The 19,952-nt window shown below is 46.2% G+C and carries 14 protein-coding genes; 6 read left to right on the top strand and 8 right to left on the bottom strand.

The window, feature by feature from the left end:
- Nucleotides 1–509: 509 nt before the first annotated feature.
- Complete coding sequence (locus QUB08_RS21395; RefSeq protein WP_333226886.1) at nt 510–782, bottom strand: hypothetical protein; 273 nt, start codon at nt 780–782, stop codon at nt 510–512.
- Between the two features lie 227 nt (nt 783–1,009).
- Here QUB08_RS21395 and QUB08_RS21390 point away from each other — a divergent pair, with 227 nt between their 5' ends.
- The 3 genes from QUB08_RS21390 to QUB08_RS21380 all read left to right on the top strand — a co-directional run bounded on the left by QUB08_RS21390 (nt 1,010) and on the right by QUB08_RS21380 (nt 4,628).
- Nucleotides 1,010–2,536 (top strand): site-2 protease family protein, encoded by a 1,527-nt coding sequence (locus tag QUB08_RS21390; protein WP_445300941.1) that lies wholly within the window; start codon nt 1,010–1,012, stop codon nt 2,534–2,536.
- A gap of 240 nt (nt 2,537–2,776) precedes the next feature.
- Nucleotides 2,777–3,727: a PIN domain-containing protein gene (locus tag QUB08_RS21385; RefSeq protein ID WP_333226882.1), complete on the top strand. Its 951-nt coding sequence runs from the start codon at nt 2,777–2,779 to the stop codon at nt 3,725–3,727.
- 118 nt (nt 3,728–3,845) lie between these two features.
- On the top strand, nt 3,846–4,628 hold the full coding sequence (locus tag QUB08_RS21380; protein ID WP_333226880.1) for a hypothetical protein: 783 nt from the start codon (nt 3,846–3,848) through the stop codon (nt 4,626–4,628).
- A 326-nt stretch (nt 4,629–4,954) separates the two neighbouring features.
- Here QUB08_RS21380 and QUB08_RS21375 read toward each other — a convergent pair whose 3' ends face one another.
- The 3 genes from QUB08_RS21375 to glpX all read right to left on the bottom strand — a co-directional run bounded on the left by QUB08_RS21375 (nt 4,955) and on the right by glpX (nt 10,743).
- Nucleotides 4,955–7,963 (bottom strand): UPF0182 family protein, encoded by a 3,009-nt coding sequence (locus QUB08_RS21375; protein ID WP_333226879.1) that lies wholly within the window; start codon nt 7,961–7,963, stop codon nt 4,955–4,957.
- A gap of 304 nt (nt 7,964–8,267) precedes the next feature.
- Nucleotides 8,268–9,560 carry a glutamyl-tRNA reductase gene (locus tag QUB08_RS21370; RefSeq protein ID WP_333226877.1) on the bottom strand — a complete coding sequence of 431 codons (1,293 nt, stop codon included), beginning with the start codon at nt 9,558–9,560 and terminating at the stop codon, nt 8,268–8,270.
- A 145-nt stretch (nt 9,561–9,705) separates the two neighbouring features.
- Nucleotides 9,706–10,743, bottom strand: a complete 1,038-nt coding sequence (gene glpX / locus QUB08_RS21365) for a class II fructose-bisphosphatase (protein WP_333155966.1) — start codon at nt 10,741–10,743, stop codon at nt 9,706–9,708.
- 513 nt (nt 10,744–11,256) lie between these two features.
- Between glpX and QUB08_RS21360 the strand changes: the two genes are divergently transcribed.
- Nucleotides 11,257–11,874, top strand: coding sequence for a CP12 domain-containing protein (locus QUB08_RS21360; protein ID WP_333226874.1), 618 nt, complete (start codon nt 11,257–11,259; stop codon nt 11,872–11,874).
- Between the two features lie 120 nt (nt 11,875–11,994).
- On the opposite strand, the gene QUB08_RS21355 is transcribed toward QUB08_RS21360, so the two are convergent.
- From QUB08_RS21355 to QUB08_RS21340, 4 genes are all read right to left on the bottom strand, one after another.
- Nucleotides 11,995–12,381, bottom strand: coding sequence for a VOC family protein (locus QUB08_RS21355; protein WP_333226872.1), 387 nt, complete (start codon nt 12,379–12,381; stop codon nt 11,995–11,997).
- Between the two features lie 151 nt (nt 12,382–12,532).
- Complete coding sequence (locus QUB08_RS21350; protein ID WP_333226870.1) at nt 12,533–13,204, bottom strand: SOS response-associated peptidase; 672 nt, start codon at nt 13,202–13,204, stop codon at nt 12,533–12,535.
- 585 nt (nt 13,205–13,789) lie between these two features.
- Entirely contained in the window at nt 13,790–14,734 is a 945-nt protein-coding gene (gene uvsE, locus QUB08_RS21345; RefSeq protein WP_333226868.1) for a UV DNA damage repair endonuclease UvsE, read from the bottom strand.
- A gap of 701 nt (nt 14,735–15,435) precedes the next feature.
- Complete coding sequence (locus QUB08_RS21340) at nt 15,436–17,088, bottom strand: AarF/ABC1/UbiB kinase family protein (RefSeq protein ID WP_333226866.1); 1,653 nt, start codon at nt 17,086–17,088, stop codon at nt 15,436–15,438.
- A gap of 214 nt (nt 17,089–17,302) precedes the next feature.
- Here QUB08_RS21340 and QUB08_RS21335 point away from each other — a divergent pair, with 214 nt between their 5' ends.
- Nucleotides 17,303–18,913: an ABC transporter substrate-binding protein gene (locus QUB08_RS21335; RefSeq protein ID WP_333226864.1), complete on the top strand. Its 1,611-nt coding sequence runs from the start codon at nt 17,303–17,305 to the stop codon at nt 18,911–18,913.
- A 15-nt stretch (nt 18,914–18,928) separates the two neighbouring features.
- Nucleotides 18,929–19,879: a VWA domain-containing protein gene (locus QUB08_RS21330; protein ID WP_333226862.1), complete on the top strand. Its 951-nt coding sequence runs from the start codon at nt 18,929–18,931 to the stop codon at nt 19,877–19,879.
- Nucleotides 19,880–19,952: the final 73 nt, after the last annotated feature.

Here is a 19,952-nt window from a genome sequence, read left to right as displayed (position 1 = left end):
TGGCTGGAAGGGCTATGTACGGGCTTTCACCGTGATTCACGCTTCAACGAATCGCACGGGCATTCTTTCTGTGCTTGTTGGAAGTAGTCTAGAATCCGCTCGTAGCCAATAAGGTGGTCTGCGGTGGTACTTGCTGTGAGTGGATTAGATTTTTCGCTCATCTCTCGCTCCCTACTCTGATAGTGCTGATTTCGACTGATGCACTCAGCCTACAGCAACTCGCTCAGTGTTCGCTCAAATCAAAAACAGGACTTTCAGAGTGGGTGCAAAAAATGGCTAGAACGACGGAAATTCGTAATTCAAGAGCGAGGCTTTGATTCAAGTCCTGCCGTACCCGTTAACTAAACCTAATAGCATCAACGCTTTGAGCCGTTCTTTACCGCAAAGTAGAGAGCGGCTCAAACCTTATTTGTTTCGCAGTTGTTTCGCATTTTGTTTCGCACAACAAATGCGAAACAACTGCCTATCTGGGTCAGGGGGTATCCCGCCATCCTGCCGGTAGACACGGGTCAACTCTGCGAGCCAAGTATTTTCAAAAGCGCCTCCACATCTGCCAAGTCGGCCCTCGACTTTTTGCGCTGCGCTTTCAACTTGTTAAGCAGGTCGGCCGGCTCTGGAAATTCTGCGACGGTCGGAGCCGAGTTTTTATTTTCGGCGTCTGGCATCCGAAACAAATCCTTAAAAAGGCCCCACCTGCAAAACTGGGCGAATCTGCCGGCTTCTGGCCGATCGACACTGGTACTCTTCTGAGTATAGGTTTGCCACAGCCGATGTGATATCATAAAAAGTCTATTGTGTCAATAGCCGAGATCCTGCGATGTTCAAACAGCACAAGCAGCAGGTTGTGGGCCGAGTAGCCCTCAGAGGTTATCCTTAGTAATCAGGCTAGTTTCCGACAGGTTTGGATATGTTCCCAACAACTCTATTTCATGTTCCCCAAAATTTAATGCTATTACTCGACCGCAGCGCGATCGACCAATTAAAGCCCCTATTGGCGCAAGCAACCGGAATGCCTATAGTTGCATCGGAAAATACGGCAACAATTGCGCTCGTATTGGTTGCTCTGGGAATTCTGGGTTGGGGATTTTATCGCGCCAGACCTTTTGGCAAACTGGGAATTTTGGCTTGGTTGCAGTCTGTTGCGCTGATGAGTCCCTGGCTGCTGTTCTTTGGTTTGTTCGCCGCCGGAATTTACCTCAATCTAGTGGCGGTATTGTTGCTGCTAGTGGCATCGACGGGATTGTACATTTATCTGGGCCGGCAATTGCGTAAGGCTGCATCTGATGCAGTGCTGCCGCGGCCGGATGCTGCTGAGGTAAAGTCCCAAAGCGATGCTTTCTCGGCCCCTGAGTCGCAGCGAACACCAGGCCCAGAAACCATTAAGATCGTCACCTCGTCGCCTGCGAATAATGAATTACAAATTATTCCCGTTCCAGTGGAAGACCTCAAGGCAATTAAAGGCATCTTTGGAATTGATACTTTCTTTGCCACAGAAACGATTCCCTATCAAGATGGGGTAATTCTCAAAGGGAATCTCCGGGGAGACCCAGAACAAGTACACTCACGTTTGACGGTAAGTTTGGAAGAAAGATTAAACGATCGCTACCGCCTATTTTTAGTAGAAAATCAGGACGACAAGCCCGTAGTTATTATCTTGCCCAGCACCAACGACCCGCAGCCAACAACCGTGTCTCAAAAAATCCTAGCAGTCGTGCTGCTGCTGGCAACAATTGCTACTAGCTTAGAGACAGGCGGTTTGCTGCTAGGTTTCGATTTCTTTAACTCGCCGGCTAGATATCTAGAAGTTCTGCCAATTGCCGTCGGAATTTGGGCGGTTTTAGGCTCTGGCGAAATTGCTCGCCGAGTGCTGGCAAATCGGTACAAGGTTGGCTTGAGTTGGCCGTTTTTTATACCAACTTTGCAGATAGGTTGTTTTGGAGCGATCGACCGTTTTGAGTCGCTGCTGCCCAACCGTAAAGTTTTGTTTGACATCGCTTTTGCCGGGTCAGCGGCTGGGGGAATAGTTTCTTTGCTAATGCTGGTAACGGGTTTGCTGCTGTCTCACCCCGGCAGTTTGTTTCAAATTCCTGCAGAATTTTTCAAGGGCTCGGTTTTGGTGGGAACTTTGGCAAAAGTGGTTTTGGGTTCGGCGTTGCAGCAGCAGATTGTTGACGTTCACCCGCTGGTAGTTATCGGTTGGTTGGGCTTGGTAATAACGGCGATTAATTTGATGCCGGCGGGACAGTTGGACGGGGGTAGAATCGTGCAAGCCATCTACGGTCGGAAAATAGCCAGTCGCACTACTTTGGCGACTTTTGTGGTGCTGGCTATCGTTTCTTTAGTTAATCCTTTGGCTCTGTATTGGGCGATCGTGATTCTGATTTTACAGCGGAATCTGGAGCGGCCGAGCCTCAACGAGCTGACTGAGCCTGACGACGCTCGCGCGGCTTTAGGTTTGCTAGCTTTGTTCTTGATGATTGCTGCCCTGTTGCCGTTGACTCCGGCTTTGGCTGGTCGTCTGGGAATCGGGAACTAACAGTAGCAGCGTGGCTGTGGTAATAGGCTCTTGGGTTGCGGTAAATTAGTGGAATATAGGAATTGAGCGATCGAACTGGGAACTGAAGGGCGATCGGGTTCCTAACTACTAATTTCCAATTAAAACCCCCGCCCGGGGCAATTTATCTATTACCAAAAGTTGATTTTTTTATATCCCAAAATTTGTTTAAACTTGAGCGATTAAGTTTAAATAACTTATCTAAGCCTATAGGATAAAGTCATGGCTAATCAACTTCCTCCTGTATTGGTAACTTTTGATGCAGATGTTTTAATGACAGGCAGAACCCAAGTGTGGCAAGAATATGCCAAGGTGGGAACTTGCTATATCCCGGAAGTAGTGTACGACGAAATAGATCGTCTGACAGGGCAAGCGGTGGAAAAAGCTCAAGAGCAAGTAGCTAGAGAGTTTATGCGATTTTTTGCCGACAGTGGTTGGATTGCAACTGACGCTCAGGAAACACACCGAGCTCTCGAACCTTCGATCAAAAATCAAAGCAAGCCAGCAATGCTGGTAGTGGCGACGGCTCAGTGCGTTTACGGTTTGGCTCAGGAACACCCGGAGGCATTGGTTATTTTTGTGTCCAACAGCCAGCCTCTGCTGAAGCGGCTGGCTTCTGTAGGCGCTACGAATCTCTGCGGGATTACCGGGGCGATGCTGTTAAATTGGGCGAGGAAAGGGGAACGCCCGCCGGCGGCGACTCACCAATTGCAAACTTTGATGCGTACCCTCGCCGAACGCAAATCGACTCAGCGCCCTAACAGCAGAATTCAGGATGCTGCTGTTGGCCAAACGGGGGCTTCTGCTAGCAAGTTAACGGGAACCCGCGGCGCTTCTGAGCTAAAGTCGCCCAGCAGTTTTACTAAAACTAATAAAACGGGTTTGACTCAGAAGCGCAGTGCGAGTTCGCGCCCCAAAACGCCGCCCCGCAATCGCGAGGAGTCGAGAGATTACGAGCCGGCTGTATATCGCATGAAACATATTACACCTCCGAAAAAAAGGGACAGCAGTTTTCTGTCAACTGTGTTCAATTTTTTGGGAGCGTTATTTTTCTTGACGGTAGCGGTAGGTATTTTGTGGCGAGTGTTCGATGTTAGGGGTTTTAGAAAGACTTTTGTGCCGGCTCTACCACAGCCTGTGCAACAATTTGTTAAGTCGATCGATCGACCCTAAATAATCTAGTTTGCTGAAAATTCTACCTTCAGATCCGGCTGACTTCTGCCTTCGGAAACTGGGATAGCACGCTTGGTTAACAAATCAGTTCGCTCCCCTAAATATAGCGGTAAGCTGCTTGTGGCGCACCCTACGGTTAGAATTTCTGACCTTAGTCCGCTGGGAATTTTCAACTGCTACTATCACAACAGAAGACGAACGCTTCACTTTAGTGCTCCAAAAATCCATCGCCATGCTGAACGGGAACGAAATAATTAGTGGATTAGCACTGGCTTTTGCGGGTTTTGCGTATGCTTTAGTATTTTTTGTTATTCTTCCCTTCAGACAGTACGATTATGCAGCACCCCTTGGGGCTATAGCAATGGCGATCGCCCTTACTATAGCAATGAATTGGCTACTATCTGCATCGTTGCTAACTGGCTGGAGTTGGGTGGCTGCATTATTTGGTTTTCAAGTAGCCCTGATGTTTTTTGGTAGCGTGTTTCTGGAAGATGGGCTGTACCTCCCAAATTTGTTGTTTTTTGGAACTATGTGCGTAGGATATGCGAGCGTTTATACCAGTTTTTCACAACAAAAAACACTGGTAATTGTGGGTTTATGTACAGTATTTTTCCTAGCTTCAATGTACTTATTTTTGATGGGCGGTTATGTGATCAAAGGCAAAAATCCGTTTCAGGGTTCTTCTACCCAGATGCGGCCGCTGTTGAATCAAAGGGTAGAAATTATCACCGACAATCCCAAACAATTTTATTTGAATGGTAAAACTGGCGAGCTCACGCATATTGACCGTTATGAGGTGACTGTGAAACTAGATTCTGCAGGAGACGAGAGATTGATGTGGCCCTATGTCAATGTTTGGTGGCAGGATATCAAGGCTACTAGCGAACAGAAATCGCAGTAATTTATATCGTTTTCGCTGGGAGCGGAATAATAAAATAGAGTCAACACTTACAGCATATTCCATGTAGATGTGGTACACACAAGAAGAGCGATCGCCCGTGTAAGGTGCGGATACACCCGTCAATCTATAAGTTTTATCGACCAATATTTCGCAGATCCGCACCCTACAGATTAACGCCACACAATATAGCTTTATAGTGTACTTCATGAACCTGGAACAGGCTGTAACACTCAACCATTCAGTTTTTCGACCCCTAGTAAACAGTCAACAGCCAGCAGTCAACAGTCAACAGTCAACAATCATGATGAGTGCAACCGAAATTGATATCATTCACTATTTAAAGCTGGTGCTGTTCCTTCCACAGGTCGAATAATGACCGATTTATTAGTAGATTGTTGCTGAAAAAGTGCCTTGAGTGCCAAGTCAAGAGTTTCTGCCATGACGATGCGGTTTTCGTAGGCAGCAATAACTCTGATTAAAGTCGGCAAACTATTGCGTTCGGCTTCTAAGTAAAGAGGTTCCACATACAGTAAAGATTGTTCAATGGGAATTACTAATAAGTTTCCTTGAATTGCTTTGGAACCCTGGCGATTCCAGAGAGATATTTGTTCGGAAATAACCGGATCTTGGTTAATTAAAGCTTCTATTTGTTCCGGGCCGTAAACTAATCGCTGTTTGGGGAATAAATACAGCAGCAATTTTCCGTACTCGCTACCATCCGAGCGCCCTGCAATCCAAGCAATTAAATTGTTACGACTTACTGGTGTAAATGGCAGCAGCAAAATAAATTCTTCGGCTTTTTCAGTTGGCAGCTTCATGATCAAATAATAGGGTGATACGGGCTGCTGTTCGCTGCCATAAATTTCATTGGGAACTCGCCACAAATCCTCCCGATTGTAAAATACTTGTGGGTCTTCCATATGATAAGTTAGCAAGCGTTCTGATTGAATGCTCAATAAATCTACTGGATATCTGATATGTTTGCGGAGAGCCGGAGGCATTTTGTCAAGGGGTTTGAAGAGTCCGGGAAAGATAGCCATCCAACTGTTAATAATCGGATCGGAGGGATTGGCAACGTAGAAGTCAACAGACCCGTTGTAGGCATCAATCACTACTTTAACGGAGTTGCGGATGTAGTTAAACTCATGATTTCCGGGGTCAGAATACGGATAGCGATCGCTCGCTGTATAGGCATCGATAATCCAGTAAAGATAGTTGGGAGATTTATCAGTGGCCGAGGGTGAAGGTTTAATCTCGTTGCCATTTTCATCTTTTTCTTTTTCTATATCATCATTGCTAAGATTGGCGTTGGCTACTACTAAATACGGGTCAGAATCGTAGCGCAAAAAAGGAGCGATCGCCCGGACTCTTTTGTTAATATTTCGGCGGTACAGCAATCTAGTTTCAGGCGTAAAATTGCGGGTAAGTGCCATTTGCCAATTTTTGAGATAATTAGCAAACAGCCAGCGCCGCCACATAGAACCGATCGCAATCCCGCCCCTACCGCTGTAAGTATTGTAAACATTTTCTTCGCCGCTGGGATAGTCGAATTCTTCGACTTTTGTAGGCGCCATCGCGTCTGTATCGGTGATTTCGCCGTAGTAAATTCGCGGGTAGCCGATCGGAATACTCGCCCGAATTCGATCGCTAGTGACTTCCAAAGCAGTCTCTCCTTTCTGGGCTGCCACTCCAATATCTTTGACAAAATAATCTGGTAAACCGCCGACACCGACTGTATTTACCGGAGAAAGAGTAAAGCCGTAACCGTGGGTGTAAACCAGGTGTTTGTTCACCCAAGTTTGAGCTTCGGGGGCAACTGCCGTGTAATCTAATTCCCGCGCTGCCAGAAACACTTGTTGGCTTTCAGAATCTCCCTTTTTTGCTTTTTCATTTTTGATTGTGTAGCGCTCGATATCGGCATCAGGAAATGTATAATAGGGTCGGATTTGCTGTAACTGTCGGGTAGTTTGCAGCAGCGGTCGCTTGTCCCACAGCCGGATGTTGCTAATAGTAAGTTGATTTTTTTCTAAGTCGGCATAAGTAAGTTTTCCGGCGGGATCGAAAGTTTTTATTTCTATATTGTTGAGGTCAAAGGCTTCTTGAGTAAAGGCAATGCTGCGCTGGAGATACGGCTTTTCTCGTGCTAGTTCGTTTGGTCTAACTAGAAGTTGCTGCACAATTTGTGGCAGCAGCCAACCTCCCAAAAAAATTAAAGTTAGCCACGCTACAATAATCTTTTTTATGAGTTCATTTTTAATTTTGAATTGGTAAACCCGGCACAGCATCAAAACTGCGATCGCCCCCGCCAAAATACTCAAAAATCCATAGAAGGGCAGCCGCACCGTCACGTCAGCATAATTCGCCCCGTAAGTAACGTCTCCCCGCGAATACAGCAATGAGTAGCGCCCCAACCAGTAGCGGAATGCAACGGCTAGCATGGAAGCTGCACCCAACCCGTACAAGTGCCGCTGCTGCGATCGAGAAAATCCCAAAAATATCCCTTGACTCAGGCTATTTCCTGACAGCAAATATGTTAAAGTACAGGATACTAAACTGTACAAAAATACAACTGTCAGCCCGAATCCTAGCAAATCTAAGATTGGCAAAATAAATACATAAAAGCTAATATTTTGATTGAAAAGAGGGTCGGTTGTGTTAAAATTAATAGGGTGAAAATATTGCAAAATATTTGTCCAGCGACTGGCGGCAATCAGCCCGATCGCCAAACTGAGAAAAAGGGCGATCGCCCGCAGCCAAAAATCCGGCTTAATTACCACAGCTAACATTGTCCCCAGCAGCAAGCCCAACTGCCACCAGTGAGAAAATAGCTGCACCGCCCCATGCTGGATTGACTCAATTCCAAACTGCACGGGCGGTAGAGGTAAATTGTCAGCTATACCGAAATAGGTGAGGCTGTTTGCAGCTAACAGCCCGCACTGAATGACTGTCAAAGCTGCGCTCGAAGTCAATCCGAATACCGCCAACAGCAGCCAGGAAAAGGTTATTTGGGATTTAGCAACAGGTAATTCGTAATTCTTCCCAGTTTTGTTCGCCCTCAGTGAAGCGAATAGCGCCCCCGCAACCGGCGATTTCATTTCCTCTGGGGGATGTTGCAGGCGGCGGGCTAAAGCCAAATTTCCGAGCAAAAATACAGAAGAAACAGCAATTGCGATCGTCCCCAGCAACCCTTGAGTTTTCAGCTTTAACAAAAAAACCTGAAGATATCCAACTTCCTGAAACCAGAGAATTTCTGCCGCAATGCGGGAGGCAAATTCAAAAACCAGCCATAGCCCTACAAGCAATAAAATTAATTTATAAATTCGCTTAATAGTCATTAGTCATTAGTTGGGAAGAGTCATGAGTCATTAGTCATGAGTCATTAGTCATTAGTTGTTAGTCATTAAACTTGTTCCCTGGCAGAGCCAGGGAAGCGATATCCAGAGGCTCTGCCTCATCCAAAAATGGAGGCAGAGCCTCCTAATCTGCGTTACCAGGCAGAGCCTGGTAACACGTAAAACCCTAAATTCGAGTTAAGAAACCCCGTTGCTTGGTGACCAAATGGGTAAGTCCTAATTACATTAAAAGCTGATGCAAAACATCACCAATGACAACCGTCAACTGTCAACTGTCAACTGTCAACTAGCTGTACTGCTGATTGACATCAACATCCAAATTAAACAGTGTTTGCAAAGTTTGCATCGCTTGCCGCCGCGCCTCAATATCCTGCTGAGCGCGTAACTGTACCATCGGATCGTGCAAAATCTTATTCACAATCCCCCTTGTTAAAGATTCAATCACGTCTTGATGTTTCTCCGAAAATTCCGAACCCAGACGTGATAAAGCTTTTTCTAACTCTTGTTCCCGAATCAATTCTATCTTATCCCGCAAACAGCTAATAGTAGGAACCGTTTCCAGACTGCGCCACCAGAGATCAAAAGCCTCTACTTCCTGTTCCAGCAAGCCCTGAGCTTCCATTGCCATTTTGCGGCGGCTTTCGTGATTTTGAGCTACCACTGCTTTCAAGTCGTCCACATTAAACGATCGCACATTAGCGAGTTCATTCGCATCCGAGTCAATGTTGCGAGGTACAGAAATATCCACCAACATCAAAGGGCGATTCGGGTCTAAAACAGCTTCCAATTTAGCTTTATTTAACAGTGGCTCGGTAGCTGCGGTACTGGTAAAAACCAAGTCAGAACTGGAAATTACCTGCATCATTTCCGATAGCTGATACAGGTGCAGTTCAGCATCTTTAAACTGGCCTGCCAACTCCAGCGCGCCCCGCACAGAGCGGTTAACGATTGAAATATGGCTAGCTCCCTTGGAGAGCAAATGCTGCACCAAAAGCCGCGACATTTTGCCAGCACCGATAATTGCAATTTTGCTGCTTGCTAAATGCTGACCCTTCATTTGAGCCAATTCTGCCGCCGCCGAACTGATAGAAACTGCACCGGTACCGATGCTAGTTTCCGTGCGAACTCGCTTCCCTGCTGTGAGAGCTTGCTTGAACAAGCGCTCTAAAATTCTGCCTACACCTTTGTACTGCTGGGCGAGTTTGTGAGTTTGTTTCACCTGAGCCAAAATTTGTCCTTCTCCGAGCACCAAACTATCGAGGCCAGAAGCCACTCGCATCAAGTGCATCACCGCATCTTCGTGCAGCAAAATAAACAGGTGAGGGCGCAAAGACTGCAAAGGAACTTTACTGCATTCTGAAAGGAACTGAATAACCTCTCGCACACCCGGTTCCGACTCGCTGGTAACAATATAAATCTCTAAGCGGTTGCAAGTGCTGAGGATGGCAACCTCTTGGACGTGCGGGTAGCCGCGCAATTGGGCGATCGCCGCTTCAACTTTCTGTTCTGGAATGCTCAGTTTTTCGCGAACTTCTACCGGCGCTGTTTTGTGGCTAAGACCTATGACTGCAATATTCATATCTGTGATTTGTCACTATTTCTTTCTTAGTTGTTAACAGTCACCTGTTATTAGTTCTTAGTTTATCGCTAATTGCTAATCATCGGTGACTGTTAACAGTTAACTGTTAATTGTTAACATTTAACTGTTAACCACTAACTAATCACTAATTCAATTGCAGAGATTTCGGCTGGTCAAACATATGGATTGTATCCACAAACCGAGCAGTTTTCGACTGAGAAGAAATTACCAAACTTTCAGTGCGAGCGCCGCCGCCAAAGAAGCGAACTCCATTCATCAGCGTTCCGGGAGTAATCCCGCAAGCTGCAAACAGAACTGTTTCTCCCGATGCCAGCTCTTCAGCATTGTAAATCTTGTCTGGGTCTGTGATGCCCATCTCTTTCAGGCGGGCGATATTGCTCTCTTTGCTTTCACCGATCAAACCAGTTTTTACAACAGCCGGATCGTAAATTAACTGCCCTTGGAAGTGACCGCCCAAGCAGCGCATTGCTGCTGCGGAAATCACACCTTCGGGTGCAGCACCAATACCCATAAGTGCGTGGATGTTGGAACCAGAAAACGCGCAAGAAATCGCTGCCGAAACGTCGCCGTCGCTGATCAGCCGAACTCTTGCACCCGCTTGCCGAATTTCATTAATTAAATCTTTGTGCCGGGGGCGATCCATGACCACCACCACCAAATCTTCAATACTGCGGCCGAGACAATCAGAGATAATTTTGAGGTTTTGAGTGGGCGTTTTGCGAATATCTACATGATTCTTAGCAGCCGCAGGAGCAGCCAATTTGTTCATGTAGAAATCCGGTGCCGCAAACAAACCACCTTTTTCAGAGATTGCCAAAACTGCCATCGAACCGTTTTGACCGTAAGCCACCAGGTTAGTACCTTCGCAGGGGTCAACAGCGATGTCAATTTCGATCAATTCATCTATGTTGCAGACATCTTTGGCATCTTCGCGGGTACAAATACCTACTTGTTCACCGATGTAAAGCATGGGTGCGTCATCGCGTTCGCCTTCGCCGATGACGATGCGGCCGCGCATATGAATTTTGTTCATGCGCTCCCGCATGGCTTCTACAGCCACTCTGTCGGCTTCATCTTTCTCGCCTTTGCCCATCAAGCGAGCGGAGGCGATGGCTGCCTGCTCAACTACTTCGATAATCTCTAAACCGATTACATTGTCCACGAACTAGATCCTCCCAACTGCTGATGCGTGCCTTGTGCTCTTTTGCACTCCCAGCCATCAAGTTTATCAGAGGCGGGGATCTGTGCGAGCGCAAGCAGTTGCTTAGTTTGTGTTAACTTTTGCTTCTTTGATACTGGGGCTGGAAAATCTGAGTCCAACCAGCTCAAAGATCCGACCAAGAGGGCCGGCACGGGGAGTAGGGGTAGCACGGCCCCTACAAGAGAATGAAACAGCCCTGCCGTCCGATCGCTAAATCGCGGACTCCAGGGCTTCCGGGGGAGCGAGGGGCTGTTTCAGGCAACTTGTCATTCCGAGTGCCGTTAAAGGTTTTATGATTAGTTTGCGATGCACGATTTCTCAGAAACCTGGTTGCTAGACCGGATTTATCGTTACTAAACCCAACATTTTGGTAGAAACCGGGTTTCTAAGGGTAAGTCCTAATGATGATCACAAATCAAATGGACAGCCCCAAATCGGGACGCAGTAGACTTTATCAGCGGGAAGGAATAAAAAATGATGATGAAAGCCCAAGATATTATGACAACAGAAGTTGTTACCATTCGCGGTTCGGCAACCGTAGCTGAAGCGGTGGCGATGATGAACGATCTGTGTTTGCGCGCGTTGATTGTGGAACGTCGCCACGAACAAGATGCCTACGGCATTGTGACAGAAACGGATATTGTCTATAAAGTAGCAGCCTACGGAGTAGACCCGAAAAAAGTCCGCGTCTTCGAGATTATGACCAAACCTTGCATCACGGTGAATCCAGACTTGGGCGTGGAATATGTGGCTAGGTTGTTCGCGAATACCCGCATCCGCCGGGCGCCGGTGATTAAGGACGAGCTAGTGGGCATTATTTCTGTCACGGATATATTGACAAAAAGCGATTTTCTTGAGAAGCCGAAGAGTGTTTTATTTGACGAAGAAATCGAACAGGCGATCGCGGATGCCAGAACTATCTGTGCCGAGAAAGGCGCTACCTCTAGAGAGTGCGCGGTAGCGTGGGATATTGTAGAGGAAATGCAGGCTGAGGCTTCTCACCAGCGATCGATGAAGCTTGAAAAAACGGCTTTTGACGAGTATTGCGAGGAAAATCCAGAGGCTGCTGAAGCGCGGATATACGACAGTTAATTTAGTTATTAGTCATTAACCATTAGTTATTAGTTATCAACTCTTATTTAGGAATTGATAACTAATAGCTAACGACAGGAAATAGCTTTTTTTCTGCGAGCTTCACGAAAAATAAAAATCTTAAGTGTTTGGGCCCATCATACAAAACACGTTCAGCTTGTTCCCCTCAAGATCCCGAAAATATCCCGCATAAAACCCCGGCAACACGCCTCTTGGTCCTGCTGCTCCTTCATCCTTAGCCCCAAGTTCGATCGCTTTGTTATAAACTAAGTTAACTTTTTCGGGACTGTCAACTTGAAGAGCTATCATTACTCCATTGCCAACAGTTGCTGTGTTACCATCAAATGGTTTTGTAATAGCAAGTGCTGGTCGATCGGGAGAAACACTCCATGCGATAAATCCGTCGAATTCCATGAATCGTCGAGCGCCAATTTCAGCAAGCAAAGCATCATAAAACTTTGCTGCACTTTCAATATCGTTGGTACCCAGTGTAACGTATCCGATCATATTTTTTGTCTTCTAACTGATGTTAAGATTTAAAAAATGTTTGAGCAATTAACAACAGACTTAAACTGCGACGTAGAAAACCCAAGCTACAGCTCAAACATCATTTTTACATCATAACTCAAACTATCTCGGTTTTATCCGATCCAATGATTTATTGCCGATCGCTAATACATTCGGGACTGTCTCTAGTTGGACTGTTGACGATCGCACTTACCGCTTTTGCTTTCATGGCTTCGGAAGCATAGGGCTTTAACAAGGGCAAAACTTCCTGAGCATTTTTAACAGCAGGATCGAGCCACTGTTCCCAATCGCTGTCGGGGAGAATCACTGGCATTCGATCGTGCAGAGGCTGCACTGTTTCGTTAGCAGCGGTAGTAATTATACTGCAAGATACAATGTTTTCTTTTTCAGGAGATTCCCAATTTTCCCACAAACCGGCAAAAGCAAAAGGTTCGCCGTCTGCCTTTTGAAAATAGTAAGGCTGTTTGTTCTTTCCCTGCTGTTGCCATTCGTAGAAGCCGTCAGCGACTATCAAACATCGCCTGTGCTTGATGGCGCTGCGAAAAGCAGGTTTTTCGGCTACCGTTTCCGATCGCGCGTTAATCATGCGGCTGCCTATTTTCATGTCTTTTGCCCAACTTGGAATTAAACCCCAGCGCATAAATTGGAACTGTCGCTGCATTTTTTTTGCAGCAACTGTGACTGTGGCAACTGATTGAGTTGGGGCGATATTGTATCGCGGTTTGATGTCGGGAACTTGCGACAGTTTGAAGAATTCGGCGATGATTTGACCTGAAGTAGTTAAAGTGAATCTTCCGCACATAATTTTATAGTTGTATTAACGCGGTTTTTATTGATTCCGGCAGTTCGACAGTCGGGTAATCCGGCAGTCCGGCAGGGGTTGAAACCCCTGCCTCAAAGCTAAAGTCGGTTAAAACCGACTGGAAATACGAGCTCTATATCTATCTATTTTACTCCTCTTTTAGAGGACTTTAGCTATGAGACAGGGGTTAAAAACCCCTGTCGGATTGTCGGACTAAAGCGGGCGGGCGAGACGCCCACCCCACAAGAAAATTCATTTTTTGTGGAACAGGCATCTTGCCTGTTCTTGCGGGACACCCCACAAGAAAATTCCTTCTTTGTGGAACAGGCATCTTGCCTGTTCTTGCAATTTACCCTTAAAAACCCTCTCGGACTGTCACAATAAACCGGGCGGGCGAGACGCCCACCCCACAAGAAAATTCATTTTTTGTGGAACAGGCATCTTGCCTGTTCTTGCGGGAAACCCCACAAGAAAATTCCTTCTTTGTGGAACAGGCATCTTGCCTGTTCTTGCGATTTACATTTGGGTGGGGGCGAATTTTCGAGATGATTGGTTTTAGGCAATTATTGTTGGTAAAACCCCACCCTACGAGACATTGCTAAATTGTGGAACATTGGCAGACAACCATTCGGCGCGCAACTTTTCAATAGCTAATTCTTTAAATTTAGCTTCTACTTCAATCCAAGGAGCTTGATAATAGCAATTAGGCATTTCTGTAATTAAATCGCTGTGGCGCGGATCGGCAAAAAATTCTCTGCCATTCGATATGTGCACTAATTGCCATTCAGGAACAGACCAAGTTGTGCGGGCTGCTGCGAGCATTTCGGCAACGCTGGGATCGTCGTAAGTTTCTAAATGTTCGTGAATGACGTGGTGATGGGCATCAAAAACCATTGCTACGCCAGTATCGAGACACACTTCTACCAGTTCTGAGGAACTGTAAGCGTATTCGTCATTTTCAAAGGTTAAGCGCGATCGAATTGATTCGGGTAAATCGCGGATGACAGACTTGAGTTGCGAAGTGCGATCGCTCTTGCCGCCGTGAATGTTCATCAGTGCCTGGGGCGATCGGGGCTGTCCCAACTTGTCCATAATTAAAGCATGAGTCGCGAGAATTTTAATGCTGTTTTCAACCACAGAAAGCTTGTCGGAACTGAGGACGACAAATTGATCGGGGTGGAGTACCAAACGGATGTTGAGGGAAATTGCGCGATCGCCCGTAGTCCGCAATTCCTCAGTCATTGAGTGTAGCACTGCTTCCCCCAAATCTGTATCTGCAAAGGGGAACAGTGCAGAAGTCATGCGGTAGAGCTTAATGTGATTAATGGAACAGAAGTCGATCGCTTTGTCAAGCCGCTTTAAGTTATCTGTATAAAGCTCGCGCAATACTGTTTCTTGTTCAGTTTCCGAAAGCTGTAAAAGTCGCTTCCGCGTGACAGTGCGAAAGCGAACTGCATCGGATGTTGTAATGCAGACTAACCCCAATTCCGGCAATTTGTCCTTTTCCAATACTTGGTTAATCTCGCTCATTTATCAATAATTCCTAACTTGAATTTTAGGTTAAATAGTTTTGTGGTAAGGACTTTAGTCCTTTTTTTTGAATATTTGATGTACTACTCAACCTGCCCCCATAGTCCGGCAGAGATTGAAATCCCAGGCGGACTATGGGGACAGGTGCTGTAATTAGTACAAACCTAATTTTTATCAAACCTCTAATCAACCGCGTCGCAGATAGCATATCGATGCCTATTTAATCGATATAACTATTGCTGTTCTTCGCCAGACTCAGCCTCTTCGTCGGGCCGCGCGGTGGCAACAGGATTTTCCATTGCTTCGTTATGGAACGGATAACCGGATGTTTCTTGCATTTAGCGGGTCAGCGGGCTGGTCGTCAGGGGATGTAATTTGACCGTTTAGTGTTGGTATTGGGTTTTGTGGAAGAACCTTTATGGCTGGCGTGACCGCTACTCATCTTTTTTTCCTCAATTAGGTCGATCAAACAATTTCTAGCTTAGACTTAGCTGCTGCGGGCGATCGCCTATCTTAAGTCAGAGATGTTGCTTAATAGTTGAGGATGCTCTAGCACTCCTGGCATCAATTGTGAAATCTTTCTCTTCTCTTCTCAACATTCGCGTCAAGAGAGTCTTCGCGGTTCCTTCACAAAAAAGCCTGTTGCGCGTTTCCCGAAAGGATTGCTATATCTCCTGATTTTCCCCATTTCCCCTTTTCAATCAACTCCGCAAACGCCCTGACCTGAGAATACTAATAATCAACCAAAAACCCAAAAAACTCGCCGCCCCAAACAAACCAGTGCTCAGAAAAGATAGCTGAGGAGTTTGTGCGTTAGAAGAAATAATTGCCGCCCCCACAATCAGCGAACCCACGACAATACTAAAAGAAAGTCGGTTCGCAGAATCCCCCAGAGTGCGGCGCAGCGGGTCGAGTTCTTTTATGGTCAAGTTCCACTTCAAAGTTTCTGAAGTAACTCGGTCTAAAAGCACTTCCACCTGTCGCGGAGATTGCAAAGATAAGCTTTTGATATCCAGGGCAGTTCTTAGCAGAGCTTGCACCGGGTCATCTCCTAATAACTGACGCCGAAACATATCGGTCATCAGCGGTTTCACCTGCTCTACAATATTGAATCTGGGATTAAAAGAGCGCGCCAGTCCTTCCAAATTAGCTAGAGTTTTTGCATACAAACCGAGATTGCTGGGCAGTCGAATTTTATTTTTGCGGGTGATTTCCAGCACCTCATAAAAAATTTCCGACAAGTTCATTTGCGACAAGCTCACATTGTAATACTTGCGAAGCATTCGAGCTAAATCGTTCTCTAGAACAGCTAAACTTTTCGGCTGAGCAAATTCTGCCATTTCCAATGTTAATTGAGTGCAGCGCTGAGCGTCTAAATCGACAATTGCCAGCAACATTTCTGTCAAATTTTGCTGAGTGCGCGGGTCTAATCTGCCAACCATGCCGCAGTCGAGCAAGGCTATCCGGCCGTCTTTGAGATAAAATAAATTGCCGGGATGCGGGTCTGCGTGAAAGAATCCGTCGATGTACAACTGCTGGAAGAAAACGCGGCAAAGCAGGGTTGTAATTTCTTCACGTTCGGCATTTACATCTCCTTTGTGGCGAATTCCTTGCAAGTCGCCTAACAAAATCGGTACTCCGTTCAACCACTCCATTACTAAGAGTTTTTTTGTGGTTAACTCCCAGTTAATTTCTGGTAGGACAACTTGTGTGGGGTCAAACCATTTACTTTTAGATAAATTGCGGCGCAGTTCGTCTGTGTAGCTGGCTTCTTGAATGAAGTCTAGTTCTGCACGCAGGGCGATCGCAAATTCTTCTGCTAAGGCGACAATATCGTATTGTTGACCGAAGTCTGTGAGCATGACAAGTTCTGCCAAACCTCGGAGCACGGCGATATCTTGTTCGATGACAATATCAATACCGGGGCGCTGAACTTTGAGGGCGACTTCGCGACCGTCTTTTAAAGTAGCTTTGTGGGTTTGGGCAATGGAACCCGCGGCGATGGCTTCAGTGTTAAATTTGGCGAAGGTATTTTCGAGAGATTGTGTGAGTTCCAGGCGGACGATTGCTTCTACTTGCGACCACGGTACGGGCGGCACTTCCGCTTGTAGCGTGGAGAGAGTTTCGATATAGCTGGCGGGTAAAAGGTCAGGACGGGTGCTCAGCAATTGACCCAATTTGACAAATACTGGGCCTAATTCGACGAGGATATTGCGGAGAACTGCTGGAGTTGGGAGACTGGGTGCGTCCGTTTTGCGGCCGGTTAGGAGGCTTTTCATGTAGTCCCAACCGTTGCGGAAGACGACCTCTAGAATTTCTCCTTTGCGAGAATTGTTTTGAACTAGGCTAAACAAGGGGCCTCCGGGTCGATCGGGTTTAAGGGCTATATAACTACTAGGATAGCGCTGTTAACCAAGCTGACCATTGTCTTGAGGAATAACTTGGGGCAAAGAGTGCGATTCCCTGCAGCGTATTTTAAAGATTTCGTATTTTTGGTTGGATAACCTTTCTCAAGACAGATGTCAAGCTGTACAATACCCAAAAGGGTAAAAAAGAAAGGTAGCAAAAATGAGTTGGAGCTGCGACGGCGTACCCAAAAATAGTTCAGAACCATATAACGTTAGTGGCCCCCACTCACCCTATGAGAACGACGGACCAATTTGCATGATGTGCGGTTTGCCGAAAGAGGCTATGGTTCCTACAGGAAATGGGGGCTCAAAAACCCAACCGCCAATCAAACAAATTCTGATGGCTGTAGCAGGAATATTAGTCGTTGGTGGTGGCGGATTTGGTTTGTACAAAGCCTTTTCAGGCAAACCGCCTTCTTCCCCGACAACGAGTGAAGTCACATCGACTACTACCACAACTCCTGCTACACCAGGGGAATTCCTCAGTTCTAAAGCAGTCAGCGCCCCACTGATTAGTCAAGGGGAAAAAATTCTGTTAACAGGTGGCAAAGCTGATGCTGAGAAACAAGCTGGGGCTGCTGCATTTGTAGGCAAGAATTGGGACGATGCGATCGCCAAATATGAAGCAGCTACCAAAACCGACCCCAACGATCCAGAAACTAAAATTTACCTCAACAATGCGACGGCTCAAAAGACAGGAAATCCCCTGACAATTGCCGTAGTGGTCCCCATCGGTGCCAGTGCCGATGCAGCCAAAGAAGTGCTCCGAGGATCAGCTTTATATCAAGAGCAATTTAACAAAAGTCCAACTGTTCCCGGTCGGTTATTAGAAATTGTAATTGTTAATGACGAAGTTGGCAAAACTGTGTCGATCGCCCAGGACTTGGTTAACTCTCCCAGCGTCTTGGGAGTTTTGGGACACGGCATAGACAGCAGTGCTCAAGATGCCATCAAAACCTATGAAACCGCAGGATTAGCAGCCCTTTCCCCAGTCAGTTCCAGCGTTTCCATCGACCCTTCCAACAAAGCCACCTTAAAACTGACAAAGTTGCTGGAAAAAACCGATGAAATGCTGAAAACATACCTCCAAAAACTTGGGGAAACTGTCGCGAATTATGCTAATAAAAATCACTCGCCCGCCGCGGTCGCAATTTTCTACAACTCCGACAGCGTTTACAGCAAGCAACTCAAGGAATTATTAGTTGTAGAAGTCCCAAAAGCTAGCGGCAAAATTGTCCAAGAAGTTGACATCAAAGCTAGTGCTACTTTTGATGCTAAATCTGCTTTAGCCTCAGCTAGCCAGGCGGGAGCAAATGTGGTATTTATGGCGATGAGCAAAGACCAAGTAGAACAGGCGATCGCGATCGCTCAAGCCAACAAAGATACATCCCCACCTTTAGCATTAATAGGAGGCAGTGAACTTTATAATCCTACTACTTTAATCAAAGGAGAAGATGCCATTAAAGATTTAGTGCTAGCCGTTCCTTGGAGGTGGGAAAAAGACGATCCTTTTTCCAAAGAAGCCTCCGAAATTTGGAAAGGACGAGTCAGTTGGCGAACTGCAACTGCTTTCGATGCCACCCAAGCTTTAACAGCAGCAATCAGCAGCAATCCTACTCGCGAAGGAACAGTCAAGTTCCTCACCCAAGGAACTCTGATATCGGGAACTGCTAAGGAATTTGACCTGTTCAAAGAGATTCCGTTAGTGAAAGCTGTGGAAGGTAAAGATGGCCCTGCAGGCTCTAAATATCAGTTCGATGCTGTTAAATAATTTGCCAAGAAAGAGTTGGTTAACAAAGTTAAAACTACTATAGGTCGATCGGTGATTAGAAATCAACGCCCGCTGTGGCAAAATCCTTTATTTCAGAGACCGTTAATCGTGCTGTGCTTCTGTTTAATTGCCTCAGCACTGTTTGGCATATTCGGGTTTGGTAGACCAAATATTGCAGTTGCGATCGCCCTCGATTTAAGCAGCAGCACCTACCAGCCCCAAGCCTTCAATGCTCCGGGCACAATTATGCAGCAAGAAGTGGCAGCAGTCAAAGCCTATTTAGAGGTAAATTCTAAATTAGGAACAAACCCAAATACAATTCAAGTCTTTGGAATTGGCGGTGGGAAAGCTCCAGCATTAACCAGTAACTTTAGTTCAGATACCAAAAAAGTAGAAGCAGAATTAGTCCGAGCTCTGCAAGACCCCAACCTGCCTAAATCTATCCAACCAGAACCCCCCCAAGACAGCCTAGATGTTCCCATCCGGCAGGCATTAAATGCTTTTAAAACTGTGCCAAATAGCTGTCGCGAAATTGTGATTGTTAGCGATGCCGGTATTGAACTTTCCCCGCAAAGTGTCAGCGAAGCAGTCGCTCAAAAAGTTAAGATAAATGGCATTACCTTCGGAGGTAAAAGTTTCGAGCCGCTAAAACAAGCTACTGTACAAACAGGAGGAATTTATATTTCCGGTGCCGATGTTAATCTCAATACTTCATTTACAGAAAAAATATTCCCCAAACTGAATAGTAACATTAAATGGGTAATTTTTTGGTTGGGTGCTGCTTGGATTGCTTTGATGTGGACGCTGACTATGCCGCTCGATCGGTGGTTGTTTCAAGGCACTATGAAAATGAACATGACTCTAGCAGGTCAGGCGGCTTTGGGAAATGCTTTTTTCTGGACTGCAAGTACGCCTAGCATTATCTGGAAATTAGTTGGTTTGCCAATTTTTGGTGACGGTTGTTAAGCCTGAAATCCACGATATATCCGCTTGTAGTCGAGTCTCGATCCCCCCTAGCCCCCCTTAATAAGGGGGGAAC

The sequence above is a fragment of the Microcoleus sp. BR0-C5 genome (genome assembly GCF_036705045.1).
Lineage (GTDB): Bacteria > Cyanobacteriota > Cyanobacteriia > Cyanobacteriales > Microcoleaceae > Microcoleus.
The sequence above is the reverse complement of the archived record's forward strand: the minus strand, read 5'-3'. Positions and strand labels throughout refer to the sequence as shown.